Raw genomic sequence first — 26,834 nt, 5'->3', positions numbered from 1 at the left:
GGACTCGGTGGGTCGGCTCGGGGGGATTCTGCTCGGGGGACGGCGCGAGGTGGCCCGGGGGCGGGCCGGACGCTCGGTGGCCGCCGGGTCGCCGGCGGCGGTCGTTCAGGCATGGACGGCCACGAACGGCGCGCGACGACGCAGGCCGAGCTGCTCACGCAGGGCGACGACGTCACCGACGACGATCGTGGCGGGGGAGCCGATGCCGGCACGTGCGGTCGCCTCGGCCGCGCCGGCCAGGTCGCTGACCAGCTCCTGCTGCCGGTCGGTGGTGCCCCAACGGACCACACCGACCGGGGTGTCCGCGGGGCGGCCGTTGGCCTGCAACTGGGCGCAGATCGCCGGCAGCGACCGCACGCCCATGAGGAACACGAGGGTGCCCGGGAACGCCGCGAGCCCGGCCCAGTCGAGTTGGCTCGACGGCTTGGCCGGGTCCTCGTGTCCGGTGACGAAGGCGACCGCCGGCGCGACACCGCGGTGGGTGACCGGGATGCCCGCCGCGCCCGGCGCGGCGACGGCGCTGGTGACGCCCGCCACGACCTCGACGGGGACGCCGGCCTCGTGGCAGCGGATCGCCTCCTCGCCGCCACGGCCGAACACGAACGGGTCGCCGCCCTTGAGTCGCACGACCGCCCGGCCGTCCTGCGCGGCGAGCACCAGCAGGGTCGAGATCTCGTCCTGCGACCAAGCGTCCCGGCAGGACGCACCGGACCGGGCTCGCCGTCCGGCCCCGCCCGGCACGCCGACGTCGGCACCGAGCTGGCCCGGGTCGGCCTTGCCCACCGCGATGCGTTCCGCGGTGGGCGGGACCAGCGTCAACGCCTCGGGCGGCGCCAACCGGTCGTAGGCGACCAGGTCGCAGGTCTGCAGCAGCCGGACGGCGCGCAGGGTCAGCAGCCCCGGGTCGCCCGGGCCGGCACCCACCAGGTGCACCGTGCCGGGGGTGGCCGACGGCAGCGCGAAGGGGGCCGAGGCGGGCACGTCGAGGAACCCGCTCACCGGCCGCCCTTCCCGACCGCCGCGACGACGCGCTCGCGCGCCTCGTCGGGGTGACCGTCGCGCACCAGCGCCGCGAGGCCGTCGAGGTCCTCCAACGCCTCGGACCACTTCGCCGCCCACGCCTCGAACGGGACCGCTCGCGGCAGCACCTGCTCGCGGGCGTGCTCGAGCACGTCGACCAGCGTCGCGTACTCCTCACCGAGTTCGGCCTCGAGCCGCTGACGCAGCCGCTTGGCCAGCGCGGGGGCGCGCCCGGCCGTGGCGATCGTGATCGCGAGGTCGCCGCGGCGGACGATCGCCGGGGTGGCGAAGTCGCAGCGCGGCTTGTCGTCGAGCGTGGACAGCAGCACGTGCTGGTCGCGCGACTCCTGCCAGACCTGCTCCACCGGCGTGTCGTCCTCGCGGGTGTTGTAGGCCACGAAGGCGCCGGCGAGGTCACCGGGTCGCCAACCGCGACGGTGCAGGCGGATCCGCCCACCGTCGGCGGCCGCCTCGATGGTCGAGGAGGGCGACGGGGTGATCACCACCACCTCGGCGTCGGCGGCCAGCAGCGAGGCGACGCGGGCGTCGGCCTCGAAGCCGCCGCCGAGGATCACGCAGCGGCGGCCGGTGACGTCCAGCGAGATCGTCAGTTCGAACATGCGGGAGGCCGATCAGCCGGGCGTGGTCGTGGTGCGGACCACGGTGCCGTCGTCGGCGAGGTGGATGCCGCACTCGGTCTTGCCGTCGAACCCGGCCCAGCGCCCGGCCCGCGGGTCCTGGCCGGGGGCGACCCGCGCGGTGCACGGGGCGCAGCCGATCGACGGGTAGCCCTGGTCGGCCAGCGGATGGTGTGGCAGGTCGTGCTCGCGCAGGTAGGCGTCGACCCGGTCGTCGTCCCAGGTGACCAGTGGCGCGACCTTCACCAGCCAGCGACCGTCGTGCTCACGGGCCTCGACGACGGGGGTGGCGGCGCGCTCGGGGGTCTGCGAGCGCCGTACGCCGGTCGCCCACCCGTCGAACGAGTGCAGGGCGGTGCGCAGTGGGGTGGTCTTGCGCATCGCGCAGCAGGCGTCGGGGTCGCGGGACCACAGCGCGTCACCGTGGCGCAGCGCCTGCTGGGCGACGGAGCGTTCGGGGCGCAGGTCGACCACCGACAGCCCCAGCCGGCGGGCGAGGTCGGCACGGAACCGGAGGGTCTCGTCGAAGTGCAGGCCGGTGTCGAGGAACAGCACCGGGACCTCGGGCGCGACCCGGGACAGCAGGTGCAGCAGCACGGCGGACTCGGCGCCGAACGACGAGGTGACAACAAACCGTGGCACGACGCCGGCGGCCCACTCGAGGATGCGGTCGGCCGGCTTGTCCTCGAGCGTTGCGGCGGCCTCGGCGGCCATCAGGCGGATGAACGCCGAGTCGTCGTCGGGCCCGAGCGCGCGGAAGCGGTCGTCGGGGCGCGGACGGGCGCCGTCCAACGCGGCAGCGACCGACGCGCCGACGGCCGCGCGGTCGTCGTCACGCAACGCGTTCACGAGCGGGCCTTCCTGGCGGCGGCGGGCTGGCGCTGGTGCTCGAAGCGGGCGGCGTCGAACCGGGCGCGCAGGGCGGTGACCCCGACCCGGTCGGTCCAGTCACCGAAGGTCTCGCCGCCGTCGCGCTCGGCGTACCAGGCGGTCAGCACCGGCTCGAGGAGCTCCCCGACCTGCGCCAGGCCCACCCGGTCGGCGAACACCTCGTTGAGGCGGGTGCCGACGTCGTCGCCGCCGAGGTGGACCGTGTAGTGGTCCTTGCCGCGTCCGACCACCCCGATCTCGGTCGAGTAGGGCCGGGCGCAGCCGTTGGGGCAGCCGGTCACCCGGATCTGTGGCGCGTCGCCGTCGATCCCGAGGGCGTCCATCCGGGCGTCGAGGTCGGCGAGGAAGTCCGGCATCGCCCGCTCGGCCTCGGCCAGGGCGAGCCCGCACGTCGGCAGCGCCGGGCAGGCCAGCGCCTTGCGCGTGACGGTGGGCAGGTCACCGGTCAGCGTCACCCCGTGAGCGCGCAGCGTGGCCTCGACGGCACCGCGGGCGTCGACGGGGACGTCGCACAGCAGCAAATTTTGTGCGGCGGTGAACCGCACGCCGAGCCCGTGGGTGGTCACGACCTCGCGGATCGCGGTGCGCAGGCGGACGCCGTCGGTGTCCTGGATCCGGCCCGAGGGCACGTGCACGCCGAGGAACAGCGCGCCGTCGGCCTGCTCGTGCCAGCCGAGGTGGTCGGAGGTCCGGTCCCACACCGGGGCGCTCGGCGGGTCGAAGCGGAACGGCAGGCGCTCCTCGACCGTGGCGCGGAACCGCTCGACCCCCCACTCCTCGACGAGGTACTTCATGCGGGCGTGCTTGCGGTCGGTGCGATCACCGTGGTCGCGCTGGACGGTGATGATCGCCTTGACCGCGTCGGTCAGCCGCTCGGGGGCGACGTCGCCGAGCGGGTCGGCCAGGCGCGGGAAGGTGGCCGGCTTGTTGTGGGTCATGCCCAGCCCGCCGCCGACGAGCAGCGTGAAGGCGACGATCCCGCCCGCGTCGTCGCGGACCGGCACGATGCCGACGTCGTTGGTGTACGCGTCGACGCAGTTGTCACCGGTGTGGGCGAACCCGATCTTGAACTTGCGGGGCAGGTAGGTCGGGCCGTACAGCGGGTCGAGGTCGTCCGGGTCGTCGCTCGCCTCCTCGACGGCGGACACGGACCGTTCCCCGTCGAGCCACAGGTCCCAGTAGGACCGCGTGCGCGGGCGTACGGCGCGGGCGAGGTCGCGGGCCCACGGCGTGAGGTCGTCGCGGTCGGGCAGCGGCGCGGTGCAGGCCATCACGTTGCGCGAGACGTCCCCGCACGCGGCGATGGTGGTCAGCTCGGACGCGTTGAGGGTCCGGATCAGCTGCTTGACGTCGAACTTGCCCACCTTGTGCCACTGCAGGCCCTGGCGGGTCGTGATCCGCAGGGTGCCGTCGGCGACCTCGTCGGCCAGCCGGTCGCAGGCGAGGTACTGCTCGGCGGTGGTGACGCCACCGGGGATCGAGGCGCGCACCATCATCGTGATGGCCTTGCCGAGGCCGGCCTGCAGCCGTTCGCGGCGCACGTCTCGGTCGTCCTGCTGGTACATGCCGTGGAACTTGATCAGCTGGGTCGCGTCCTTGGACACGCCGTCGCTGCTGCGGTCGGCGAGCTCGGCGGCGAGGTCACCGGCGAGCCAGTCGCTCTCGGCCTTGATGCGTTCGACGTCGGCCACTCGGGCTCCGGGCAGGCGGGGACGGGAAGGCGGCAAGGGTCGGCGCGCGCCGCCCTCCCCGCGAGGTGACGCCGGGTGAACCGTGCGAACGTGGCCCCGGCTCGGTGCGCGGGACCCGCGGATGCGGCCGGTTCCCTGCGGCGGCAGACGCTGTCCGTGCAGGCACCTCCGCTGCCGCGCGATGGCCCTGCCGGCCATCTCCTGCCCGCTGACGAGCTCAGCGGGCGGTGAGCCAGCCGCGGGCGACGAGGTCGTCGAGGACCCGGGTGGCGCAGGCGTCGGGGGTCGTGTCGACCGTGTCGACGCGCAGTTCGGGGTCGACGGGCACGTCGTAGGGCGCGTCGATGCCGGTGAAGTCGCGCACCTGCCCGGCGCGTGCCTTGGCGTACAGGCCCTTGCGGTCGCGCTGCTCGCAGACCTCCAGCGGCGTCGCGACGTGGACGAGCACGAACCCGGCGCCGGCGTCCTCGACCATCGTCCGGACCTCGTCGCGGACGCCCGCCTCCGGCGCGATCGGTGCGCACAGCACCAGCCCACCGTGACGGGCGATCTCGGCCGCGACGTACCCGATGCGCCGCACGTTGGTGGCGCGGTCCTGCGGCGAGAACCCCAGGCCACGCGACAGGTGCCTGCGCACCAGGTCCCCGTCGAGCAGGGTGACCCGCCGGTCGCCGCGCTCGAGCAGCCGGCCGCGCAGCGCGTTGGCGACGGTCGACTTGCCCGAACCCGACAGGCCCGTGAACAGCACCACCAGACCGCGGTCGTGGCGTGGGGGGTGGGCGGCCCGCAGCTCGGCCGCCACGGTCGCGAAGGTGGCGTCGGCCGAGACGGGGTCGCCGGCACGGATCGCGGCGTCGACGTCCACGCCGGTCCGGCCCAGCCGCAACCGTCGGGACGCGCCGAGCACGCCCGCGATGGCGTCGAGGCGTTCGTCGTGCCGGTCGTCGAACAACCGCGCCGGCGCCGGCAGCAAGGTCAGGGTCGAGGGCACCCGCAGCTCGTGCAGCATCGCCTCGAGCGCGCGGGTCACCGCCGCGGTCGTGTCCGCACCCGCCTCCCGACGTTCGAGCTGGACCAGCAGCAGGTGGGCGCGGTCGGCGGCCACCTCGGCGCGCAGGTCGTCGACGTCGGCGCGGTGCAGGGCGCGGTCGGTCAGGACCGCCACGACCTGGTCGTGCACCGCGAGCCGGGTCCGCAGCTCGCTCGGCGTCGCCCGCAACCGACTGAAGCTCCACCGCACGGGCCGGGTCACGCCGACCAGCTCGCCCGCGACGCGTACGGCGTCCGCGTCGCCTCCCGCGCCGTCGTCCCCCGCCCGGTCGCCTCCCGTTGCGTCGGAGGCGGGGACCGGGTCGAGGACCCGTGCCACGCGCAGGACGGCCACCATCGTGCCTTCCGGGTCACGCAGGGCGAGCGGCGTGCCCCGGTCGAGCGCCGTCGACGCCTCGCGGGGGACGGACAGCGGGTGCGGTTCGAGCAGCCCGTCGAGCACCAGTTCGAGGTCGTCGAGGTCGCGGTCGGTGAGGTCCGACGACGGCCAGTCGGTCGACGCGGCGCGCAGTGCCTCGGCCCGCTCCTCGTCGGCCCAGCCGGCGGTGGGACCGGGCGCGTCCGCCGCGTGGTGGTCACCGCCCGTGGGCGGCGGGGTGTCCCCGGGACGGACGTCGGACACGCGGCTTCCTGGTCGTCGACGGACGGGCCGGCGTGCGAGCCTACTGTTCGCCAGACGGTTGCCGGTCGGACGGGCGCGTCGGACCGATTAGCGTGTACGCCTCAGCCGGTGAGGGGAACCCCGTGGAGTTCACAAGCGTCGAGGGCCGCCACGTCGTGGTCACCGGAGGTGCCGGCTTCCTCGGCTCCCACCTGTGCACGGCGCTGCTCGAACGCGGCGCACGGGTGACGGCGGTCGACAACCTCGTCACCGGGCGCGTCGACAACCTCCACCACCTCATCGGCGACGACCGGTTCACGTTCCTGCGCTACGACGTGACCAACTTCCTGCACGTCTCCGGCCAGGTCGACGCGATCCTGCACTTCGCGTCGCCGGCCTCGCCGGTCGACTACCTGCAGTTGCCCATCCAGACGCTCAAGGTCGGCTCGCTCGGCACCCACAACGCGCTGGGCCTGGCCAAGGAGAAGGGCGCGCGGATCCTGCTCGCCTCCACCTCGGAGGTCTACGGCGACCCGCAGGTGCACCCGCAGCCGGAGACCTACTGGGGGCACGTCAACCCGGTCGGTCCGCGTGGCGTCTACGACGAGGCCAAGCGGTTCGCGGAGGCGATGACCTACGCCTACCACCGCACGCACGGGGTCGACGTCCGGGTCGTGCGAATCTTCAACACCTACGGCGAACGCATGCGGCTGGAGGACGGGCGGGCCGTGCCCACCTTCATCGGCCAGGCCTTCCGGGGCGAGCCGATCACGCTGCACGGTGGCGGTGACCAGACCCGTTCGCTCTGCTACGTCGACGACCTGGTCGAGGGCATCCTGCAACTGCTGGTGACCGACTACACCGAACCGGTCAACATCGGCAACCCGTACGAGGTCTCGATCCGCGAACTGGCCGAGCTGGTGCTCGAGATCGCCGGTGCCAGTGACGTCGAGCTGATCGACACCCCGCGCCCGGTCGACGACCCGCAGGTGCGCCGACCCGACATCACCGTCGCCCAGCGCGAGCTCGGTTGGGAGCCGAAGGTCGATCTGCGCGAGGGGCTCCAGCGCACGATCGCCTGGTTCCGCACGCAGGAGTGAGTCCGGTCCTCAGCCCGCGACGGGCAGGCCGAGGTTGGCGTAGATCTCGCGCGTGGCCGTGGAGCTGTTGAGCGTGTAGAAGTGCAGACCGGGCGCGCCGGCGTCCAACAGCCGCTGGCACAGCTCGGTCGCGACCTCGGTCCCGATGCGGGCGACCTCGTCGGGACGGTCCTCGACGGCGTGCAGGCGTCGGGCCAGGTCGGCGGGGAACACCGCGCCCGACAGCTCGGCGAAGCGTTCGATCTGCCGCAGGTTGGTGACCGGCATGACGCCGGGGACCACCGGGGTGTCGCAGCCGAGGCCGGCGAGCTGCTCGACCATGTCGAGGTAGTCCTCGACGGTGAAGAAGAACTGCGTCACGCCGAAGTCGGCTGCGGCGAGCTTGGTCGCCAGGTGCCGACGGTCGTCGGTCAGGTCGTGCGAGGCCGGATGCCCCTCGGGGTGGGCCGCGACCCCGACGGCGAACTGTCCACCGCCGACCTCACGGGCCAGTTCGACGAGGTCGACCGCCCGCTCGAGCTCCCAGAAGGGCGCGACGTCCCGCGGCGCGTCGCCGCGCAGGGCGAGGAGGTTCTGCACGCCGGCGTCGCGGTAGCGCGCCAGGATGGCCGCCAGCTCGTCACGGGTGTGGCAGACCGCGGTCAGGTGCGCCATCGGCGTCATCGTGGTCCGCTCGAGCATGTCGACCACGATCTGGTGGGTGCGCTCGCGGGTCGAGCCTCCCGCGCCGTAGGTGACCGACACGAACGACGGGCCGAGCGGTTCGAGCTCGTTGAGCGTGTCACGCAGTTTGCGTTCGCCCGCGTCGGTCTGCGGCGGGAAGAACTCGAACGAGAAGGTCGTGCCCGCGGCGAGCAGCTCGTCGATCCGTGGCACGCACGACCTCCAGCTCACCGGGCAGCGCCGAGCGGGCGAGCCTAGGGCGTCGCGCCGGCCGCACGGCCGGGCGGCCGGGCAAAGGGTGGCAACCGCAGGCGTACGCCCGCGTGGTGGTGGGACGCGGCGTCACGGCGTGCCGGCGCGGTGGCCGGCACGCCGTGGCGACGACGTCAGCTGCGGGCGAGCTTGAGCCGGACGTCGACCCCGACCACGCCCTGCCCGTCGGGACGGACGAAGATCGGGTTGAGGTCGAGCTCGGCCACCTCCGGCAGGTCCTCCACCATGGCGTTGATGCGGAACAGCAGGTCCTTGAGCGCGGTGACGTCAGCCGGCGGCGCGCCGCGGTAGCCGGTCAGCAGCGGCGCCATGCGCAGGTCGGCCAGCATGTCCTCGACGTCCTGGTCGGTCAGCGGGGTGATGCGGATGCTGACGTCGCGCAACAGCTCGACCAGCGTCCCGCCCATGCCGGCCATCACGATCGGGCCGAACGACGGGTCGTGGGTGACCCCGACGACCATCTCGAGCCCGTCGCCGACCATCTCCTGGATCAGGAAGGCGTCGGCGTGCTCGGCCAGGTCGGCCTCGATCAGCGCCGTGCGGATGCGCTCGATCGCCTCCGAGACCGCCTCCGGCGAGTCCAGGCCGAGCTCGATGCCGCCGACGTCGGTCTTGTGGATCGGCGCGGCGACCTTGACCGCGACCGGTGTGCCGAACTCCTCCTGGGTGCGGGCACCCGCCTCGGCGCCGGCGACCACGCGGGAGCGGGCCAGCGGTACGCCGTAGGTCCGCAGCAGCTCCTCGGCCGTCTCGGAGCTCATCCACAGGGTGCCGTCCTCGCCGGCGTCGGCGAGCGCGCGGTCGACGATCCGGCGCGCCCCGTCACGGTCCAGCCCGTCGGGCTCGACCACGTCGCCCAGCGGCCGGCGGCGCCACGACGAGTAGGTCGCGACCCGGCCCATCGCGCGGGCGGCCGCCTCGGGGAAGGCGAACGAGGGGATCTGCGCCTCGGCGAGGTCGGTCGGGATGCCGGTCGCCGACATGAACACGCTGACGACCGGGACCGACTCCGGCAGCTTCGCCTTCGCCTCGATCAGCGAGCTCGCGACGTCCTCGGTGGCGGTCGTGCCGGTCGGAATGAAGATGACGAAGACCATGTCGATCTCGTCGGCGTTGCCCAGCACCTCCATCGCCCGGGCGTAGGACGCCGGGGAGGCGGAGGCGATCATGTCGACCGGGTTGCCCACCCCGGCCTCCGCGGGCAGGAACTCGCGCAGCTGCTCGATGGTGCGGTCGGACAGCGGCGGCACCTCGAGCCCGTTCGCCTCCAGGGCGTCGGCCGCCAGGATGCCGGGTCCGCCGGCGTTGGTGAGGATCGCGACCTTGTTGCCGCTGGGCAGCCCCTGGCTGGACAGCAGCGTCGCGACGTCGAACATCTCCTCGAGCGTGTCCGTGCGGATCACGCCCGTCTGGCGGAACAGCGCCTCGACCGCGGTGTCACCCGACGAGATCGCCGCGGTGTGGCTCGATGCCGCCCGTACGCCGGCCGAGGTGCGGCCCGACTTCACCGCCACGATCGGCTTCTGCCGCGACACGCGGCGGGCCACCCGCGAGAACGTGCGCGGGTTGCCGAACGACTCCAGGTACATCAGGATCACGTCGGTGTCGGTGTCCTGCTCCCAGTACATGAGCAGGTCGTTGCCGGAGATGTCGGCCTTGTTGCCCACGGAGACGAACGTCGAGATGCCGAGGCCGAGGTTGTTGACGTGCTCGAGCACGGCCAGGCCCAGCGCGCCCGACTGCGACGACATCGACACCCGGCCGGGCTGCGGGAAGGTCTGGCTGAACGTGCCGTTCATGCGCACGTCGGCGTTGCCGTTGAGCAGCCCCATGCAGTTGGGGCCCACGATGCGCAGCCCGTGGCCGCGGGCGCGCTCCATCAGGTCGTCCTGGAGCGCCTCGCCCTCCTCGCCGACCTCGGAGAAGCCGGCCGAGATCACGCACACCGCCTTGACGCCCAGTTCGCCGGCCTCGTCGACCACGTCGTTGACGAACCGCGAGGGCACGCACACGTAGACCAGGTCGGGGACGTCGGGGCAGTCCGACAGCGACGGGTAGGCCGCCACGCCCTGCACGTAGGGGGCGTTGGGGTTGACCGGGTAGACCACGCCCGTGAAGCCGCCCTCGAGGATGTTGTCGAAGACGAGCCCGCCGATCGACAGCCGGTTGCGCGACGCGCCGACGACGGCGACCTTCTCGGGGCGGAAGAACCGCTTCAGGGCCGCCTCGGCCGCCGCCCGTTCCTGGGTGGCGACGACGTCGAGGAAGCGCTCGGTGATCGAGACCTCGAGGTCGCTGCGCACGACGCCGCCGAAGTCCCGGTCGGAGCGGTACTCCAGGCCGAGCTCACGCACGAGGTTGAGCATGCGGGTGTTGTCGGACAGGATGTCGCCCGACAGGTGGGTGATGCCGGCGTCCGCGGCGGCCTGCGCCAGTCCACGCACCAGCGCCGTCCCCACGCCGCGCCCCTGGTGTGCGTCCTCGACCAGCGCGGCGAACTCGGCGGAGGTCATGCGGTCCGGGTCGCGCTCGTAGCGGGCGACGGCGATCATCTGCTGGCCCTCGCCGCGGCCCCGCAGGGCGACGAGCGCGAACTGCATCGTCGGGTCGAGGTCGGTGAACCGGGCGACGTTGGACTCGTCGAGGTTGAACGGCCCGAGGAAGCGCGCGCGCCGGGACTCGGTCGACGTGCGGGCCCACATCGCGAGCAGCAGCGGCTTGTCGTCCGGGGTGATGGGGCGGATCCGGACGGTGGTGCCGTCGGGGAGGACGTGGTCGTGCTCGTGATCCATCGGGGAGCCTCGTTGGCAGGGCTGGCGTCGGTCGGGTCGGCGAGCGTTGTACGCGGCCGGACGGAGGGGCCGCCGGAGGCGTCGGTCACGCTGGGGGAGGCCGTTGGGCCCCTAGCCAAGCGGGCCAGGCGGCACCCGTCGAGTCGTCCACGGGATCGGTCGGGCACGGACGTCGGTCGGTGCCCGCGGCGCGTGCCTCGTCGCTGGCGCCGGGTGGCTGCGGCGCCGGGCGTCGAGTGGCCGCTTGTGGGATCGCCGCCCGACCGGCAGCATGGCGGCGGGAGTTCGAGCACCCGTCACCGCGACACCGACACCGACGGAGCGAGGCGGGACCACGCGAGTGGGAGGAGACGCGACCGTGTCCGACCTCGACCGCCACGCGGCCGGAGCCGAGGCCCGGCTCGACCGACTCGACGCCGAGGCGGCGGGCGCGCCTCCCGACGACGAGCGCGGCACCGTGGCGGAGGACGAGTTCGGGTTCCACGTCGACGACCCGGACGGGGAGCTGTTCGAGGACGAACTGCGGCCGGGCGTGCCCGACGACAGCGCCCTGGAGGCCCTCGAACAGCTCGCGGAGGCCTTCAACGCCCGCGACCTCGACGGGGTGCTCGAGGTGGTCGCCCGCGACGGGGAGGCCCCCGGCCTGTTGGGCTGGGACCGCGACAACCTGCCCGACGCCGTCGAGGACCTGTGGACGCGGCGGCCGAGCGCGCTGTTGACCCGCGGCAGCACCACCGAGGGCGACGTCGGGGTGCTGTGGGAGCACGACGGTGCGCAGTGGTGGCGGCTGGCCGTCGTGCACGTCGCCGACGTGCAGGAGGGCTGCGTCGGCGTGCTCGAGTTCAGCGAGGACACCGCCCTGCTCGAACAGGTCGAGTGCGAAGTGCCCGACGGCGAGTTCGAGGAGGGCGCCCGTTGGTCGGAGTGGTCCGAGGGCGCCGATGCCGACGACCCGACGTCGACGTGAGTCCGTACGGCCGCTCCGTCGCTCAGCGCCGGGGGACCGCCTCGTCGCGCGCGGTGTCGCGCACCTGCGACCAGCTCGGACGCGGCAGCTCGAACACCTCGCCCAGGGTGGCGTAGCGGCTGCCGGCCAGGCGGGCGACCGGGTGGAGCAGTTCCGCGTCGACCTGCCCGTCGCGCCACACCGACGCGTCGACGTGGACGTGCACCACCTCGCCGATCACCAGGTGGCCGTTGCCGGCCCGGACCTCCTCGACCAGGCGGCACTCGAGGTGCGCCCGCGCCTCGACGACCCGGGGCGCGTCGACCGCGACGGCCGGCCCCGCGGTCAGCTGCGCCCAGGTGAACTCGTCCTCGTCGGGGGGGAAGTCGGCCGCGGTGAGGTTCATGGCCTCGACGACGTCGGTGGTGACGAGGTTGACGACGAACGCGCCGTTGGCGCGGACGTTGCGCAGGGTGTCCTTCTCGCCGGACGAGCTGAACACCACGTGCGGCGGTTCGTGGGCGACCACGTTGAAGTAGCTGTGCGGCGCCACGTTCCGCACACCGTTCGGAGCGAAGGTCGACACCCAGGCGATCGGGCGCGGCACGACCAGTCCGGTCATCAGGGCGTACACCTGTCGCGGGTCCCAGTCGCCCGGCACGAGCTCCAGGTCCCGTTCGAGCTGGTCGGGCGGCGCGGGATGACTGCTGGACGCGGGGGACATGACGGCTCCGGTGTCGTCTCGTCAGGGCAGGTGTCGCGGTGCCGTGCCGGGTGGCTGAGCGGGTGCAGGCTGCCACGGCGCACCGGTCGTGACCGGCCGGACGGTCGGGTCCGACGCGCCGGACTCGCCCCCGCCCGTCGGGTCAGGACCGCCGTCCGTGGCGCACCAACGGCCGTGCAGCAGCCGTGCGAACCGTGGGCGGAGCCGGTTGTGTGGGGGACGTTCCACCTCACGGCCCGGCGGGGGGCGACCCGAACCGCCTCGAGGAAGACCGACGAGCGATTCGGGTCGGGCCGTGTCCGGTGACGCCCCCGCAGCAGCCGCTGCCGACCAAGGAGCCAGTCCGATGAGCGATAGCGATTCCCTCGGCGACAAGATCAAGGGCGTTGGCAAGGAAGCCGCCGGCCGCGCGACCGGTGACGAGGAGAAGGAACGCGAGGGCGAGGCGCAGCAGCAGAGCGCCCAGAAGCAGGACGAAGCCGAGCGCCTCGAGCAGGAGGCCGCCGACAAGCGCGCCGACGCGGCCGACGCCAAGTCCGAGCAGGTCAAGCGCGACTGACGTTCGTGCTCGACGGGGCCCGCTCCGTGACGGGGCGAGCCAGCCGACCGTCGGGTGCGCCGCGGGAGACTCCTCCGCGTACCCCGACACGACGAAGGGCCACCGGTGCGGTGGCCCTTCTCGTACGTCTCGTCGCGCCGGCCGTCCCGGGTGTCGGCGGTCGTCAGGCCGGCTGGTCGCGCTGGTCGATCGGGGCGCCGCCGAGGCCTTCGCGCGCCTCCTGGATGGCGTGCTTGAGCTCCTCGCGACCCGTGATCGCGTAGTAGATCCCACCGGCGGCGGCGAGGAGCATGACCGGCAGCCGCAGCGACGGCGGCAGCATCCGCCAGGCGCGCCGGATCCACGGGATGGCGGACATGAGCATGCGGGGGTCCATCGGGCCTCCTGACGGTGGGGTGTCGATGCCGTACCGATGCGGGACGGCGCCCACGCTCGCGGTCGACGATGTGCCTGCGACCGTAGCGTGCCCCCGTTCGCCCGAGGGCGGCCATCGGACCGGGACGTCGCCCACCCTGCGGCTCGGGTGGTGGGTGTTGTCAGCGGGCGTTGAAGTACTTCGCCTGCGGGTGGTGCACGATCCGATCGACGTCGCCCACCCTGCGGCTCGGGTGGTGGGCGTTGTCAGCGGGCGTTGAAGTACTTCGCCTGCGGGTGGTGCACGATGATCGCGGAGGTGGACTGCTCGGGGTGGAGCATGAACTCCTCGGTGAGCTCGACCTCGATCAGGCCCGGGTCGATCAGCTGGAACAGCTTGGCCTGGTCCTCGAGGTCCGGGCAGGCGGCGTAGCCGAACGAGTAGCGCGAGCCGCGGTAGCCCTGACGGAACCAGTCCTCCTTGGTCGCCCCGTCCTCGCCGGCGATGCCGAGCTCCTCGCGCACCCGCCGGTGCCACAGCTCCGCGAGCGCCTCGGCCATCTCGACCCCGAAGCCGTGGGCGAACAGGTAGTCCTGGTAGCGGTCGGCGGCGAACAGCTCCTGCGCCACCTCGCTGATCCGCCGGCCCATCGTCACGACCTGGACGCCGAGCACGTCCACCTCGCCCGAGTCCAGCGGCCGGAAGAAGTCGGCGATGTCGAGGAACCGCCCCCGGTCCTGGCGTGGGAAGGTGAAGCGGACCAGTTCCTTCTCCAGCGGCGCGGCCGGGTCCCACACGACCAGGTCGTCGCCGTCGCCGTTGGCCGGGTAGTAGCCGTAGACGACCTCGGGCGTGACGACCTTCTCCGCCTTGGCGCGGTCGAGCCACTCACGCACGACCGGCCGGGCCCTGGCGTCGAGCATCGCCTGGTACGCGTCGGGGGACAGCTCGCCCGGCGTGAACCCCCACTGGTTGCGGAACAGCGCGATCTCGTTGAGCAGCGGCCACACCTCGTCGACGCCGATGCCGCGCACGACCCGCTGCCCCCAGAACGGCGGGGTCGGGACCGCGACGTCGGTGGCCACCGCGGAACGCGGACGGCCGTGGGCGTCGACGACCGGCGGCTGCTCGACCTTGCGGGTGCGCGTCGGGGTGCGGCGCTCACGGCGGGCGGTGAGCTCCTCGGGTGCCTCGAGGCCCTGCCTGCGGGCGCTCAGCACCGCGTCGAGCACCCGCAGCCCCTCGAAGGCGTCCTTGCAGTAGAAGACGTCGCCCTCGTACAGCGCCCGCAGGTCGTCCTCGACGTAGCCACGGGTCAACGCCGCTCCGCCGAGCAGCACCGGCAGGTGCGCGACGCGACGGACGTTCATCTCCTCGAGGTTGTCGCGCATGACCACGGTCGACTTCACCAGCAAGCCGGACATGCCGACCGCGTCGACCCCGCGTTCCTCCGCGGCGGCGAGGATCGCGTCGATCGGCTGCTTGATGCCGAGGTTGTGGACCTCGTAGCCGTTGTTGCGCAGGATGATGTCGACGAGGTTCTTGCCGATGTCGTGCACGTCACCGCGCACGGTCGCCAGCACGATCGAGCCCTTCGACGACGACCCACCGCCGGCCGCCTCGATGTGCGGTTCGAGGTGGCCGACCGCCGCCTTCATCGCCTCGGCCGACTGCAGCACGAACGGCAGCTGCATCTGTCCGGACCCGAACAGCTCGCCGACGACCTTCATCCCGGCCAACAGGTGCTCGTTGATGATCGCCAGTGGGGCGTGCCCCGCGGCCAGCGCCTCGTCGAGGTCGGCCTCCATGCCGTCGCGGTCGCCGTCGACGATGCGTCGCTGCAGGCGCTCCTCGACCGGAAGCGCGGCCAGGTCCTCCGCGGAGGTCCTCGTCTCGGTGGCGCCCTCGAACATCGCCATGAAGCGGTGCAGCGGGTCGTAGTCGTCGGGGGCGGTGCCGTCCAGGCCGGCGCGGCCACGGCGGTCGTGGATCAGGTCGAGCGCGACCGTGACCTGCTCGTCGGGGATGCGGTGCAGCGGCAGGATCTTGCCCGGGTGCACGATCGCGGAGTCGAGACCGCGGTCCATGGCCGCCTTGAGGAACACCGAGTTCAACACCTGCCGGGCGGCCGGGGACAACCCGAAGGAGATGTTGGACACGCCCAACGTGGTGAAACAGCCCGGCACGGCCTGCTTGACGCGTTCGATGGCCTCGATGGTCGCCAGCGCGTCACCGCGCAGATCCTCCTGCCCGGACCCGAGCGGGAACGTCAGGCAGTCGAAGACCAGATCGTGGGCTTCGAGGCCGTACTCGTCGATGGCGATGCGGGCGACGCGTTCACACACCTCGACCTTCCAGTCGGCGGTGCGGGCCTGGCCCTCCTCGTCGATCGCGAGCACCACGACCGCCGCGCCGTAGCGCTTGGCCAGCGGCAACAGCCGGTCGGCCTTGTTGCGGCCGTCCTCGAGGTTCACCGAGTTGATGACGGCCCGGCCACCGAGCCGCACCAGCGCGGCCTCGATCACCTCGATCTCGGTCGAGTCGATGACCAGCGGCAGGGTCGACTGGGTCGCGTAGCGGTCGACGATCGCGACCACGTCCGGGACGCCGTCGCGGCCGACGTAGTCGACGCAGACGTCGAGCACGTGCGCGCCCTCGCGCGTCTGGGACTTGGCGAGCTGCACCGCGGCGTCCCAGTCCTGGGCCAACAGCAGCTGGCGGAACGCCTTGGAGCCGTTGGCGTTCGCGCGCTCGCCGATGGCCAGGAACGCGTTGTCCTGCTCGAGGGTCGCCGGCGCGTACAGCGACGCCAGCGCCGGTCGCCACTCCACGGTTATGGCGCCGTGCGTGCTCGGCTTCGCCTCCGCGCCACCGGCGACGATGGCGCCGTGCGTGCTCGGCTTCGCCTCCGCGCCACCGGCGACGATGGCGCCGTGCGTGCTCGGCTTCGCCTCCGCGCCACCGGCGACGATGGCGCCGTGCGTGCTCGGCTTCGCCTCCGCGCCACCGGCGACGATGGCGCCGTGCGTGCTCGGCTTCGCCTCCGCGCCACCGGCGACGATGGCGTCGGGCGGGGTGGTGTGGTCGTCCGGGGCGGTGAGGCGGCCGGCGGCGCCCGGTCGGGCGTAGGCCGGGCGGTCGAGACGACGAGGCCGCGGCGCGAGGTCACGGGTGGCCTCGACGACCGCGGCGAGATGCGCGGGCGTGGTGCCGCAACAGCCGCCGACGACGTTGACGCCGAACTCGGTGACGAACTCGCGCTGCGCCGCGGCCAGCCCGGCGGGGTCCAGCGGGTAGATCGTCTCGCCGTCCTCGAGGTAGGGGATGCCGGCGTTGGGGATGACGCTGATCGGCAGGCGCGAGTGGCGCGACAGCGTGCGCACGTGCTCGCGCATGTCCTCGGGGCCGGTGGCGCAGTTCATGCCCAGCACGTCGATCGACAGCGGGTCGAGCGCGGCGACGGCCGCCAGCGGCTCGGTCCCGAGCAGCATCGTGTTGATGTCCTTCTCGACGGTGAACTGCACCATCAGGGGGACACGCGCACCGCGCTCGGCGAACACGTCGTCACAGGCCGCGACGGCGGCCTTGATCGCCAGCAGGTCGAAGGCCGTCTCGATCAGCAGCACGTCGGCGCCGCCCTCGAGCAGGCCGCGGACCTGGCGCCGGTAGCCGTCCTCCATGGTGGGGACGTCGATGAAGTCCTTGGTGGTCGCGGGGTCCTTGCCCAGCGACAGGGTCGGCGCACGGGTGCCCGGGCCGATCGAGCCGACCACCCAGCGGGGCCGCTCGAGGGTGGCGTACTCGTCGGCCACCTCGCGGGCCACCAGTGCGGCGAGCCGGTTGAGCTCCTCGGTGTCGTCGCCGAGGTCGTACTCGTCGAGCACCCACGGTGCGCCACCGAACGTGTTGGTCTGCACGGCGTCGACGCCCACCTCGAGGAACGCACGGTGGACGTCGGCGACGACGTCGGGGCGCGTACGCACCAGGACCTCGTTGCAGCCGTCGAGCTCCTCGCCACCGAAGTCGTCGGCGTGCAGGTCGGCGTTCTGCAACGAGGTGCCCATCGCGCCGTCGAACACGACGACCCGCTCGCGCAGGGCGTCGAGGAAGGGATGCGCGGGCAGGGGCGGTAGCGGCAGGGCAGTCATGCGCACGAGATTACGCCCCGCCGTCGAACCACCCGGCCCGACCGGTGCCAAACGGTGCAGACCTGCACCGCCGGAGAGCGCAAGTGCCCGCTCGACCGCGGCGCCGGTGCCGGTGCCGGTGCCGGTGGGGAGCAGGTGCCCATGGGCGGGTAGCGTCCGCGCCCATGTTCAAGCGCAAACCCGACCTCCCCGAGTCCCACCTCGACGCCTGGTGGGCGTTCGTCGACTGCGCCGAGGTGATCGAGGGTGGTCGCCGGGTGCTGCTCGGCACGCTGCCGACCGGTCGCGTCGAGCCCGCCCCGATCGCGGTCGGCACCGACGCGGTCCGCCAGGCGGTCACCGACGCCCGCGCGTGGATGCCGCGCTGGCATCTCGACGAGATCGACCACGAGTGGCAGGACTGCGCCCGCGCCCTCGACGAGGCCACCGAGGGCGCCGACGAGATCGACCAGGTCGCCGCCTCGACCCGGGAGCTCGAGGAGCTGCTCGAGGCATGCCAGTCGGTGATCGACCCGCTCGACAGCTTCGCCGACGCCGAACGGGCTTTTCGCCGCCGTTGGCGCCTGCCCCGCGAACGCCGCTGACCGGGGTGGTCGCCGGCCCGCCCGGTACGACGCGGGACCGACGCACGTGCGTTCGGTTCCCGGGTTCGTCGGACCAGGACGCACGTGCGTCGCGGTCGGACGGCGGGGGCGGCGCGTCACGGGCACCGCAGCGCTGCACACACTGGTGACCCGTCGAACCTCCGGAGTCGCCCGTGGCCGCTGACGTCGAGTTCTTCTTCGATCCGGTCTGCCCGTTCTGCTGGCAGACCTCCCGCTGGATCGAGGAGGTGCGCCGTCACCGACCGATCGAGGTGCGTTGGCGTCCGATCTCGCTGTGGTTCCTCAACGAGGACTCCGAGGACCCGGACAGCCCGCTCGGACGGCTGCACCACACCGGCCTCGACCTGCTGCGGGTGATCGTGGCGGCCGAGCAGGACGCCGGCGCCCGCTTCGTCGGGCCGCTGTACACGGCGATCTCGTCGCGGATCTTCGAGGCCGACCCGCCCGACGAGGACGGCTTCGACGCCGTCTGCCACGCGGTCGCCGACCGTGGTGTGGACGTCGAGGCCGCCCTGCGCGAGGTTCGGCTGGCCGAGTCGCTCGCGGAGGTGTCCCCGGCCGACGCCGACCGGTTCGACACGGTGCTGCGGCAGAACACCGAGGAGGCGCTCGCGCGGGCGGGCGAGGACGTGGGTACGCCGGTGCTGTCGTTCTCGCCGCCCGACGGCCCGGCGTTCTTCGGCCCGGTGATCTCGCGCGTGCCCGAGGGCGAGCAGGCGGTCGAGCTCTACGACGCCGTGGTCACGCTCGCGCGCTACGAGTCCTTCGCCGAGCTCAAGCGGGAGTTGCGCCGCGTTCCCGAGCTCCCGTTGCTCGGCCGCGCCTGAACCCTCCGCCGGACCGACCGGAGTCGGCCTGGTGCGGACGCGGACCGGTGCCGGGCTCAGGGGCGCTCGTCGGACGGCGTGGTCCCGTCCGGAGCGAGGAAGCCGATCAGCGCGTCGTTGACCTGCTGCCACGCGTCGAGGTGCACCCAGTGGCCCGCCGACGGGTAGCGGACCACCTCGGCGTTCGGCACGAGGTCGGGCGGCGGGTCGGCCAGCGACGCGAGCAGGGCGTGGTCGCGCTCGCCCCACTGCACGAGCACCGGTTGCTCGACCCTGCCGCTGCCGCTGCCGCTGCCGCTGCCGCTGCCGCTGCCGCTGCCGGCCGCAGACCGCCGGGACCGGCGTAGGCCGGCGCGGGCTGCGGCCCGGTAGTAGTTGATCGGTCCCGACAGCTCGCCGCGCACCGTCAGCGCCTCGACGTAGCGGTCGAGGTCGTCGTCGGAGAACGAGGCCGGGTCCGTCGCCCCCGAACGCAGCGCCTGCCGCAACAGCCAGCCGTCGCGGACGGCCAGGGCGCGCTCCGGCAGGACCGGGAGCTGGAACAACAACGCGTACCAGCTGTGCAGTGCCTGCCGGCTGGAGGTGAGCGCGGCGCGGAACGTCTCCGGATGCGGGATGTTGCACACGGCGAGCCGCGGGAAGCGGTCCGGGTGGGCCATGGCGGCCGCCCAGGCGACCATCCCGCCCCAGTCGTGACCCACCAGGCTCGCCCGCTCCTCGCCGAGCGCGTCGAGCAGGCCGACGACGTCGCCGACGAGGTGGCGCATCCGGTAGGCGTCGACCCCGTCGGGCGCGGACGTGTCCGCGTAGCCGCGCAGGTCCGGGGCCACCACCCGGTGGCCGGCGTCCACCAGCGCCGGGATCTGTCGGCGCCACGAGTACCAGAAGTCCGGGAACCCGTGCAGCAGCAGCACGAGCGGCCCCTCGCCCGCCTCCACGACGTGCATGCGCAGCTCACCGACGTCGAGGTGGCGATGGGTCACGAGTGCGTCCACGTCGGTCATGCTCCCCCGGGTCTCGGTCCACGTCCGGCCGGCACCGTGCCGCGTCCGACCCGTCGGCCGAGGCGGTCCTCCAGCCGGACGGTCACCATCGCCGACCCGGCCCCGGCGGGCACGTCGCGCCCGAGGTGGGCTTGCGAGACACGCCGGCTCGCTGCCGGCACCGGGGCGTGCGAGGATTGCCGGCCACGACGCACGCCCGCCGCGAAGGCCGCACGATGACCCACCCCGAGCCCGTCTCCTACGCCGACGCCGGCGTGGACCTCGACGCCGCCGACCGCAGCGTCGAGCTCATCGGGGACGCGGTGCGACGCACCTACCGCCCCGAGGTGCTCGGCAGCATCGGCGGGTTCGGCGGCCTGTTCGCCTTCGACCCGACGCGCTACCGCCAGCCGGTGCTCGTGTCGGGCACGGACGGGGTCGGCACCAAGGTCGACTTCGCCCGGCGGATGGACCGGCTCGACACGGTCGGCATCGACCTGGTCGCGATGGTCGTCGACGACCTGGTCGTCCCCGGCGCGGAACCGTTGTTCTTCAACGACTACGTCTCGGTGGGCCGGCTGGTGCCCGAGCGGGTCGCCGCTCTCGTGCGCGGCATCGCCGAGGGCTGCACCCGGGCCGGTTGTGCGCTGGTCGGCGGGGAGACGGCCGAGCACCCGGGTCTGCTCGGCGAGGACGAGTTCGACCTCGCCGGGTTCGGCGTCGGCGTCGTCGAACGGGACGAGATCCTCGGTCCGGACCGGGTCCGCCCCGGTGACCTGCTGCTCGCGATGGCGTCGTCCGGCCTGCACAGCAACGGCTACAGCCTCGTGCGTCGGATCGTGGGGCAACTCGACCTGGCCGAGCCGCACGGCCTGTCACGTCCGCTGGGCGAGGAGCTGCTCGAGCCGACGCGGATCTACGCCGCGGACTGCCTGGCGCTCAAGGACGCGGTCGAGGTCCACGCCTTCTGCCACGTCACCGGCGGCGGGCTGCCCGGCAACCTGCCGCGCATCCTGCCTCCCGGACTGTCGGCGACGGTCGACACCTCGACGTGGACCCGGCCGGAGATCTTCCCCTGGCTCGCCGAGCACGGACCGGTGCGCACCGACGAGATGTGGCGCGCGTTCAACTGCGGCGTCGGCATGGTCGCGGTCGTGCCGCCCGACGTGGCCGACGCCGCGGTGACGCTGCTCGCCGACCGCGGCCTCGATGCGTGGATCTTCGGCGGCATCCAGGACGCGACCCCGGACGAGGACACCATCAGGCTCACCGGCATCTGACCGCCCGGCGTCCCGTCCGACCGGTCCACGGCTCCTGCCCGGGGCACGGGCGCGCGCCGCGCCCGAGGCCCGGCACCCACCCGTGCCGCGCGCCGTGGCATGGGCTTCGCCCGCCCAGCGCACGTCTCACCCGGCGACGCTTCAGCCGCACCGAGCTGCGGCCGACGACCTGGTCGGGGACCCGCCGTGTCCGGTCGCCGCCAGTCACCGTGCCGGTCGCCTCGTGCGCCCGCCCGTCCGGGGTCGTCCATGCGCCGATCGTTCGCCGCCCTGCTGGTCGCCGCCTGTCTGGCTCCGGCCGTCCCCGCCGCCGCCGCGCCGTCGACGCCGGCCCGACCGAGGACCACGAGCGCCGCCGCGTCGACGGTGCCCGACAGGGTCACCACCTCGACCGGACCGCTCGGCGAGGTGTCCGACGACGTCGAGCGCCTCGTGGTGGAGCTCGACGAGCTGCCGTCGCTGCCGGCCGGATCGGTCGTCCACCTCGACCCGGTGCTGGCCGAGGGTTTCGGGCGCGCCACCGTCGACGTGCCGGCCGAGGACGCCGACGAGGTCGAGGGCGAACCCGTCCGCATCTACCGCACCGCCGGTCGGGTGCGCCCGAACGACCCGGCCGTGACCGCACAGCAGCGACGGGTGCTGGACGACTCGCGACTGTTCGAGGCGTGGGCGCACACCACCGGGGCGGCCGACGTCGTCATCGCCGTGCTCGACACCGGTGTGGACGGAGGGCACCCCGACCTGGCCGAAAAGCTGCTGCCCGGCTACGACGCCGTCGCCCGCCGCCCGGGCGGCAACGTCGACGTCAACGGCCACGGCACCCACGTCGCCGGGATCGCGGCCGCCGCCGCCAACAACGCCACGGGGATCGCCGGCGCCTGCTGGCGGTGCCGGATCCTGCCGGTCCGGGTCCTCGACGACGCCGGCTACGGCACCGACGTCGACATCGCGGCCGGGATCAAGTGGGCCGTGGACCGCGGGGCACACGTCATCAACCTCTCGCTCGGTGGCCCCCACACGACCAGCACGCTGGAGGCGGGCGTCGCCTACGCCGTCAGCCGGGGGCGCATCGTGGTCGCGGCCGCCGGCAACGAGAGCATCGACGCGAGCCACTACCACCCCGCCAACTCCCCGGGGGTGCTGTCGGTCGCCGCGACGTCGGCCGACGACCCGACGAGGCGCGCCGTCTACAGCAACTTCGGCCCGACCATCGATCTCGCCGCTCCCGGCAGCCACTACAGCACCTACCCGACCGCGAAGATCGCGGCGGGCTACGCCACCCTCCAGGGCACCTCGATGGCGACCCCGCAGGTCGCCGGTGTCGCCGGGCTGGCCCGCGCCCTGGACCCCGGGCTGTCCGGCGCGGCGTTCACCGACGCGGCCGTGGCCACCGCCGTCCCGGTCGAGGTGCCCCTGCGGGCCGGTTCGGGCCGCCTCGACGCCGCCGCCCTGCTCACCCGGGTGGCCGGTGCCGCGCCGACGCCGAGCGACGCGCCGGTGGCCACCGCCGACCATGCCTACGCCTGGCTCGGGAACACCACCTCGATCCGCCTGCTGGACAACGACCGGGCGGGCGCCGGGGACACGTTGGACCGCAGGAGCGTCGACCTGCGCGGGACCTCCCACGGGCAGCGCCGCCTCGACGACGGGATCCTCGCCTACACGCCGCGCTCGTGGCAGGCGTTGGGTCGCTACCACCTCGACTACGAGGTCTGCGCGGTGACCTCCCGCCGCTGTGCGTCCGCGCCGGTCACCGTCGAGGTGATCACGCCGCCGACGTTCCAGGCCAACGCCGACACCGCCACGGTGGTCGGCGGCACGACGGTCACCCTCGACGTGCTGGCCAACGACACCCCGCACCCGACCCACCCCATCGACCCTTCGACGGTGACGATCGCCACGGCCCCCGCGCACGGGACGGTCTCGGTCGGCGGGGGGCGGGTGCGCTACACGGCCGGCTCGACCGCCGGCGAGGACCGCTTCGTGTACGAGGTGCGCAACACGGCCGGCTTCACGTCCAGCGCGGCCGTGACGATCACGACCACCGAGCCGCCGGCAACGACCGAGCCGGGGCCGGGCGACCCGACCGACCCGACGGACCCGACGGAGCCGGGGCCGATCGACCCGACCGACCCGACGGAGCCGGGGCCGACCGACCCGGACGGTCCGCCGGCCGCGGTGCCCGCCATCTCGAGCGTCGCCCCCGGGACCGCGCGCGCATCGATCGACGGCCAGCCCGCCGCGCTCGGGGTGACCGCCGTGGCCGGCGGGGTGCGGGCCACCGGCGCCGGCCTCGACCTGACGTTGACGTCCACGCTGCCGCCCGCCGGCAGCAGCCCGCTGCGGCTCGACGGCGCCGGCGCGCTGACCGTCGCGGGCCCCGGGTTCGCGCCCGGCTCGACGGTGGCGCTGTGGCTGTCGGGCGGACCGCAGCTGCTCGGACGGGGGACGGTGGGCGGCGACGGCCGGCTCGCGCTCACGGTCTCGCTGCGCGGCACGGGCGTGGGTGCCTGCGCCCGCACGCTGCACCTGGCCGGTTCGCGGGCGGACGGCCGTGAGGTGGCGGCCTCGCTGGGCGCGGACGTCGTGCCCGACCCGTACCCGTTCACCGACGTCGTGCGCGCCAACGTGCACGCCGCCGCGGTCGCCTGTGCGCAGGCCCGCGGGACGGTGCACGGGGTCTCGCCCGGCGTGTTCGCGCCGGCCCGGACCGTCACCCGCGGACAGGTCGCGGCGATCGTCGCGCGCAGCCACGGCCTGAGCGGTGAGGGCGACGGCGGGTTCACGGACACGGCGGGCAGCGTGCACGCCGGTCCGATCGCCGCGGTCACCCGGGCGGGGTGGATGCGGGGCCACACCGACGGCAGCTTCCGCCCGGGCATCCCCGTGACCCGGGGGCAGATCGCCGCGGTACTGGCCGCCAGCCTCGACCTGGACACCAGCGACCCGACCTCACGGTTCACCGACACGGCCGGCAGCGTCCATGCCGGCGCCATCGCCGCACTCGAGCGCCACGGCATCGTCTCGGGAGGGGCCGACGGCCGCTACCGCCCGGGCGACCCGGTCACCCGGGCGCAGGCCGCCTCGATGCTGACCCGGGCCGGCTGAGACCCGCCGACGTCGCCCGCTCCGACGACGGCCGGGTCCGCGCACGGCGCGGACCCGGACCCGTCGGACGTCGTGGGACGCGGTCAGGGCAGCCAGATGCGGCGCAGGCCACCGACCGAGGCCATACGACGTTCGGCGACGGTGATGGCGGCGCGTTCGGTCGACACACCCTGCGTCCGCGACTCCGCGATGATCTCGTGCAGCGTCGCCGGGATCGCATCGGCACGCTGGTGCGCGCGTGCGGCGGAGTAGCCGCCCGGCTCGAGCTCGTCGGAGACGTTGATCAGGCCGCCGGCGTTGACCACGAAGTCCGGGGCATAGAGCACGCCGCGATCGGCGAGGTGGTCGCCGTCCTCCTCGGTGGCCAGCTGGTTGTTGGCCCCACCGCACACGACGCGGGCCTGCAACTGCGGGATCGTCCCCGCGTCGAGGACGGCTCCCAGCGCGTTGGGGGAGACGATGTCGGCGTCGACGAGCAGGACGTCCTCGACGTCGACGATCTCGACCCCGGGCAGGGAGGCGACCTTCTCGCACGCGGCCGTGGAGACGTCGGCGGCGGTGACCTTGGCGCCCTCGTCCACGAGGTGGCCGACCAGACGCGCGCCGACCTTGCCCAACCCCTGCACGGCGACGTGCCGGCCGCCGAGGGCGTCGGTGCCGAACGCGGCCTGTGCCGCCGCCTTCATCCCGAGGTAGACGCCGTAGGCGGTCAGCACCCCGGAGTCGCCCGAGCCGCCGTGGACCTCCTCGGCGCCGGTGGCCCAACGCGTCTCCCGGCGCACGACGGCCATGTCGGCCGGCGTGGTGCCCACGTCGCAGGCGGTCACGTAGCGGCCGCCGAGGGACTCGATGACCCGCCCGTAGGCGCGCAGCAGCGCTTCGGTGCGCAGCTCGGCCGGGTCTCCGATGATCACGGCCTTGCCGCCGCCGAGGTCCAGACCGGCGCAGGCGGCCTTGTAGGACATCGCCCGCGACAGGCGCAGGACGTCGGTCAGTGCCTCGTCCTCGCTGTCGTAGGGGTAGAACCGGGTCCCGCCGAGGGCGGGGCCGAGCTTCGTGGAGTGCATCGCGACGATGCACCTGAGGCCGGTCTCCTCGTCGTTGCCGAAGACCACCTGCTCGTGGCCCTGAAAGCGGGCGAAGGGTCCCTCCACCGCGTGCTCCTGTTCGTCTCGTCCGTGCCCGGGCGGTCGCGGGACGGTCCGTCCCACCCGCACCGTCGACGGCACGCTCCCAGTGGTCGGCACGCCCGGGTCGCGGGCGTCGCCGTCCGAGCAGCGTAACGCCGGGGTGGCGCTCGGGACCTGCGGCGTTCGCTACCGTCGCCGCATGGTCCCGGTCGCACAGCTGCGCGTGTTCACCCCGCTCGAGGCGTTCCCTCCCCGCGAGCGCGAACGCTGGTCGAGCTACGTCGCCGCCGGGCGGGGCCTCAACCGCCGGCAGGTCGCCGAGGCCGAGGCGGGCGCGACCGCCGCCCGGCTGCTGACCGGCCGCTCGCCGCTGGCACGCCGCGCCGTGGACGGCGACGGGCTCGACGGGAGTTCCCTCGACGGTGACGCCGCGCTGGTGCGGCGGGCGGGGACCCGGATCCTGCTGTGCCCGTTGCAGCTCGACCTGCGGGCCGCGATGGCGATGGAGGCGTTCCGCCGGACCATCCCCGAACGGCTGGTCGGCGCCTTCGTGCCCGACCTGCGGGCGCTCGACCGCCTCGCGGAGGTGTCCTCGACCGGACGGGTCCCCCACATCCTCGACGAGCCGTGGGCCGTGCCGCTGCACTGGTTCCTCGCGTTCGACCCCGAGGAGCGGCGGTTCACCGACCCGCCGGAGGGCGCCGGCCCCCGGCTCGCCTACCTCACCACCATCGACAAGGCCGCCGAACGCCTGGAGCGGGCCATCGAGGTGGTGGAGGCCACGGTCGAGGACGGCGAGGACGTGCTGGCCGCGCTGGCCGGCCTCGCGGCCTGGGTGGACGCCTTCGACCCCTCGTCGCTGCTGGAGCTCGACTACGGCGGCGTGTCGCGGCTGCTCACCCGCGACGAGCTGGCGGGCGACCACACCGGTGCGGAGCTGTGGCAGGCGGTCGAGTCGTTGGCGTCCGGCGACCTGTTCGGCGCCGCGGCCCGCTACGGGGCGGCACGCTCACGCTGGACCCACCGGCGGGCGAAGCAGCACGCGAGCTGACGGCCGGCGAGCGCGCGTCCGCCGCGACGGCCGGACGGCCGTGGACTAGCGTGGTGTCGGGAGACGACCTCGGCACGACGGTGGGGAAGGACGAGCAAGGTGGAAGGGCTCGGCGCGCAACACCCGGAGGCTTGGCTGACCCCGGGGGAGGTCGCGCGGCTGTTCGGGGTCGACCCGAAGACGGTCACGCGGTGGGCCGCGGCCGGCAAGCTCTCGCCCCAGCGGACCCTCGGTGGACACCGTCGCTACAAGGCCGACGAGGTGCACGCCCTGCTGCGCCAGTTCGGTCCCCAGCCCGCCTGAGCGCCCGTCCTGCCGGTGGCCGGCGCCACCCACGCGCGGCGGCGACGCGGTCGCAGGCCGCACGGTGCGACGGCCGGGTCGCAACACCATGGCCAA

At 73.8% G+C, this 26,834-nt stretch carries 21 protein-coding genes; 9 read left to right on the top strand and 12 right to left on the bottom strand.

Features of this window, described 5'->3' with window-relative positions:
* Positions 1–105 precede the first annotated feature (105 nt).
* The 5 genes from cobA to cysC all read right to left on the bottom strand — a co-directional run bounded on the left by cobA (position 106) and on the right by cysC (position 5,912).
* Positions 106–999: a uroporphyrinogen-III C-methyltransferase gene (gene cobA, locus ELR47_RS00825; protein ID WP_165403755.1), complete on the bottom strand. Its 894-nt coding sequence runs from the start codon at positions 997–999 to the stop codon at positions 106–108.
* A complete protein-coding gene (locus ELR47_RS00820) occupies positions 996–1,640 on the bottom strand; it encodes a precorrin-2 dehydrogenase/sirohydrochlorin ferrochelatase family protein (RefSeq protein WP_130648162.1) in 645 nt (214 codons plus the stop codon). Before ELR47_RS00820 ends, cobA begins: the two co-directional genes overlap by 4 nt.
* A gap of 12 nt (positions 1,641–1,652) precedes the next feature.
* Positions 1,653–2,507, bottom strand: coding sequence for a phosphoadenylyl-sulfate reductase (locus ELR47_RS00815; protein WP_229730426.1), 855 nt, complete (start codon positions 2,505–2,507; stop codon positions 1,653–1,655).
* Positions 2,504–4,240 carry an NADPH-dependent assimilatory sulfite reductase hemoprotein subunit gene (locus ELR47_RS00810; protein ID WP_205745374.1) on the bottom strand — a complete coding sequence of 579 codons (1,737 nt, stop codon included), beginning with the start codon at positions 4,238–4,240 and terminating at the stop codon, positions 2,504–2,506. Before ELR47_RS00810 ends, ELR47_RS00815 begins: the two co-directional genes overlap by 4 nt.
* Before the next feature lie 217 nt (positions 4,241–4,457).
* A complete protein-coding gene (cysC, locus tag ELR47_RS00805; RefSeq protein WP_205745373.1) occupies positions 4,458–5,912 on the bottom strand; it encodes an adenylyl-sulfate kinase in 1,455 nt (484 codons plus the stop codon).
* Between the two features lie 122 nt (positions 5,913–6,034).
* Between cysC and ELR47_RS00800 the strand changes: the two genes are divergently transcribed.
* Positions 6,035–6,991, top strand: a complete 957-nt coding sequence (locus ELR47_RS00800; protein ID WP_130648160.1) for a UDP-glucuronic acid decarboxylase family protein — start codon at positions 6,035–6,037, stop codon at positions 6,989–6,991.
* Between the two features lie 9 nt (positions 6,992–7,000).
* On the opposite strand, the gene ELR47_RS00795 is transcribed toward ELR47_RS00800, so the two are convergent.
* Both ELR47_RS00795 and ELR47_RS00790 read right to left on the bottom strand, forming a co-directional pair.
* The gene (locus tag ELR47_RS00795; protein WP_229730424.1) at positions 7,001–7,867 is read right to left on the bottom strand and encodes a methylenetetrahydrofolate reductase; all 867 of its coding nucleotides are present in this window, start codon (positions 7,865–7,867) and stop codon (positions 7,001–7,003) included.
* A gap of 173 nt (positions 7,868–8,040) precedes the next feature.
* The gene (locus tag ELR47_RS00790) at positions 8,041–10,719 is read right to left on the bottom strand and encodes a bifunctional acetate--CoA ligase family protein/GNAT family N-acetyltransferase (RefSeq protein ID WP_130648159.1); all 2,679 of its coding nucleotides are present in this window, start codon (positions 10,717–10,719) and stop codon (positions 8,041–8,043) included.
* Between the two features lie 358 nt (positions 10,720–11,077).
* Here ELR47_RS00790 and ELR47_RS00785 point away from each other — a divergent pair, with 358 nt between their 5' ends.
* The gene (locus ELR47_RS00785) at positions 11,078–11,686 is read left to right on the top strand and encodes a hypothetical protein (RefSeq protein ID WP_130648158.1); all 609 of its coding nucleotides are present in this window, start codon (positions 11,078–11,080) and stop codon (positions 11,684–11,686) included.
* Positions 11,687–11,708: 22 nt separating this feature from the next.
* Here the strand turns inward: ELR47_RS00785 and ELR47_RS00780 are convergent, their stop codons facing one another.
* Positions 11,709–12,389, bottom strand: coding sequence for a flavin reductase family protein (locus ELR47_RS00780; RefSeq protein WP_130648157.1), 681 nt, complete (start codon positions 12,387–12,389; stop codon positions 11,709–11,711).
* 346 nt (positions 12,390–12,735) lie between these two features.
* Here ELR47_RS00780 and ELR47_RS00775 point away from each other — a divergent pair, with 346 nt between their 5' ends.
* Entirely contained in the window at positions 12,736–12,948 is a 213-nt protein-coding gene (locus ELR47_RS00775; protein WP_130648156.1) for a CsbD family protein, read from the top strand.
* Between the two features lie 163 nt (positions 12,949–13,111).
* Here ELR47_RS00775 and ELR47_RS00770 read toward each other — a convergent pair whose 3' ends face one another.
* Together ELR47_RS00770 and ELR47_RS00765 are read right to left on the bottom strand one after the other, a co-directional pair.
* A complete protein-coding gene (locus ELR47_RS00770; RefSeq protein WP_130648155.1) occupies positions 13,112–13,324 on the bottom strand; it encodes a hypothetical protein in 213 nt (70 codons plus the stop codon).
* A 245-nt stretch (positions 13,325–13,569) separates the two neighbouring features.
* On the bottom strand, positions 13,570–17,451 hold the full coding sequence (locus tag ELR47_RS00765; RefSeq protein WP_130648154.1) for a homocysteine S-methyltransferase family protein: 3,882 nt from the start codon (positions 17,449–17,451) through the stop codon (positions 13,570–13,572).
* Between the two features lie 164 nt (positions 17,452–17,615).
* Here ELR47_RS00765 and ELR47_RS00760 point away from each other — a divergent pair, with 164 nt between their 5' ends.
* Both ELR47_RS00760 and ELR47_RS00755 read left to right on the top strand, forming a co-directional pair.
* Positions 17,616–18,035 (top strand): hypothetical protein, encoded by a 420-nt coding sequence (locus ELR47_RS00760; protein ID WP_130648153.1) that lies wholly within the window; start codon positions 17,616–17,618, stop codon positions 18,033–18,035.
* A gap of 173 nt (positions 18,036–18,208) precedes the next feature.
* Complete coding sequence (locus tag ELR47_RS00755; RefSeq protein WP_130648152.1) at positions 18,209–18,883, top strand: DsbA family protein; 675 nt, start codon at positions 18,209–18,211, stop codon at positions 18,881–18,883.
* A gap of 56 nt (positions 18,884–18,939) precedes the next feature.
* Here ELR47_RS00755 and ELR47_RS00750 read toward each other — a convergent pair whose 3' ends face one another.
* The gene (locus ELR47_RS00750; RefSeq protein WP_130648151.1) at positions 18,940–19,887 is read right to left on the bottom strand and encodes an alpha/beta fold hydrolase; all 948 of its coding nucleotides are present in this window, start codon (positions 19,885–19,887) and stop codon (positions 18,940–18,942) included.
* 215 nt (positions 19,888–20,102) lie between these two features.
* On the opposite strand from ELR47_RS00750, the gene purM reads away from it, so the two are divergent.
* Both purM and ELR47_RS00740 read left to right on the top strand, forming a co-directional pair.
* Positions 20,103–21,146 carry a phosphoribosylformylglycinamidine cyclo-ligase gene (gene purM, locus ELR47_RS00745; RefSeq protein ID WP_130648150.1) on the top strand — a complete coding sequence of 348 codons (1,044 nt, stop codon included), beginning with the start codon at positions 20,103–20,105 and terminating at the stop codon, positions 21,144–21,146.
* 249 nt (positions 21,147–21,395) lie between these two features.
* On the top strand, positions 21,396–24,254 hold the full coding sequence (locus ELR47_RS00740; protein ID WP_165403754.1) for a S8 family serine peptidase: 2,859 nt from the start codon (positions 21,396–21,398) through the stop codon (positions 24,252–24,254).
* 83 nt (positions 24,255–24,337) lie between these two features.
* Here the strand turns inward: ELR47_RS00740 and ELR47_RS00735 are convergent, their stop codons facing one another.
* Positions 24,338–25,408 carry a Glu/Leu/Phe/Val family dehydrogenase gene (locus tag ELR47_RS00735; protein ID WP_229730422.1) on the bottom strand — a complete coding sequence of 357 codons (1,071 nt, stop codon included), beginning with the start codon at positions 25,406–25,408 and terminating at the stop codon, positions 24,338–24,340.
* A 175-nt stretch (positions 25,409–25,583) separates the two neighbouring features.
* On the opposite strand from ELR47_RS00735, the gene ELR47_RS00730 reads away from it, so the two are divergent.
* Entirely contained in the window at positions 25,584–26,435 is an 852-nt protein-coding gene (locus ELR47_RS00730; RefSeq protein WP_130648148.1) for a DUF8083 family protein, read from the top strand.
* A 99-nt stretch (positions 26,436–26,534) separates the two neighbouring features.
* Entirely contained in the window at positions 26,535–26,738 is a 204-nt protein-coding gene (locus ELR47_RS00725) for a BldC family transcriptional regulator (RefSeq protein WP_130648147.1), read from the top strand.
* The last annotated feature ends 96 nt before the right edge of the window (positions 26,739–26,834 follow it).

The organism is Egicoccus halophilus, assembly GCF_004300825.1.
Taxonomy (GTDB): Bacteria; Actinomycetota; Nitriliruptoria; order Nitriliruptorales; family Nitriliruptoraceae; genus Egicoccus; species Egicoccus halophilus.
Note: the sequence above shows the minus strand (reverse complement) of the source record. Positions and strands in the feature narration are given on the sequence as shown.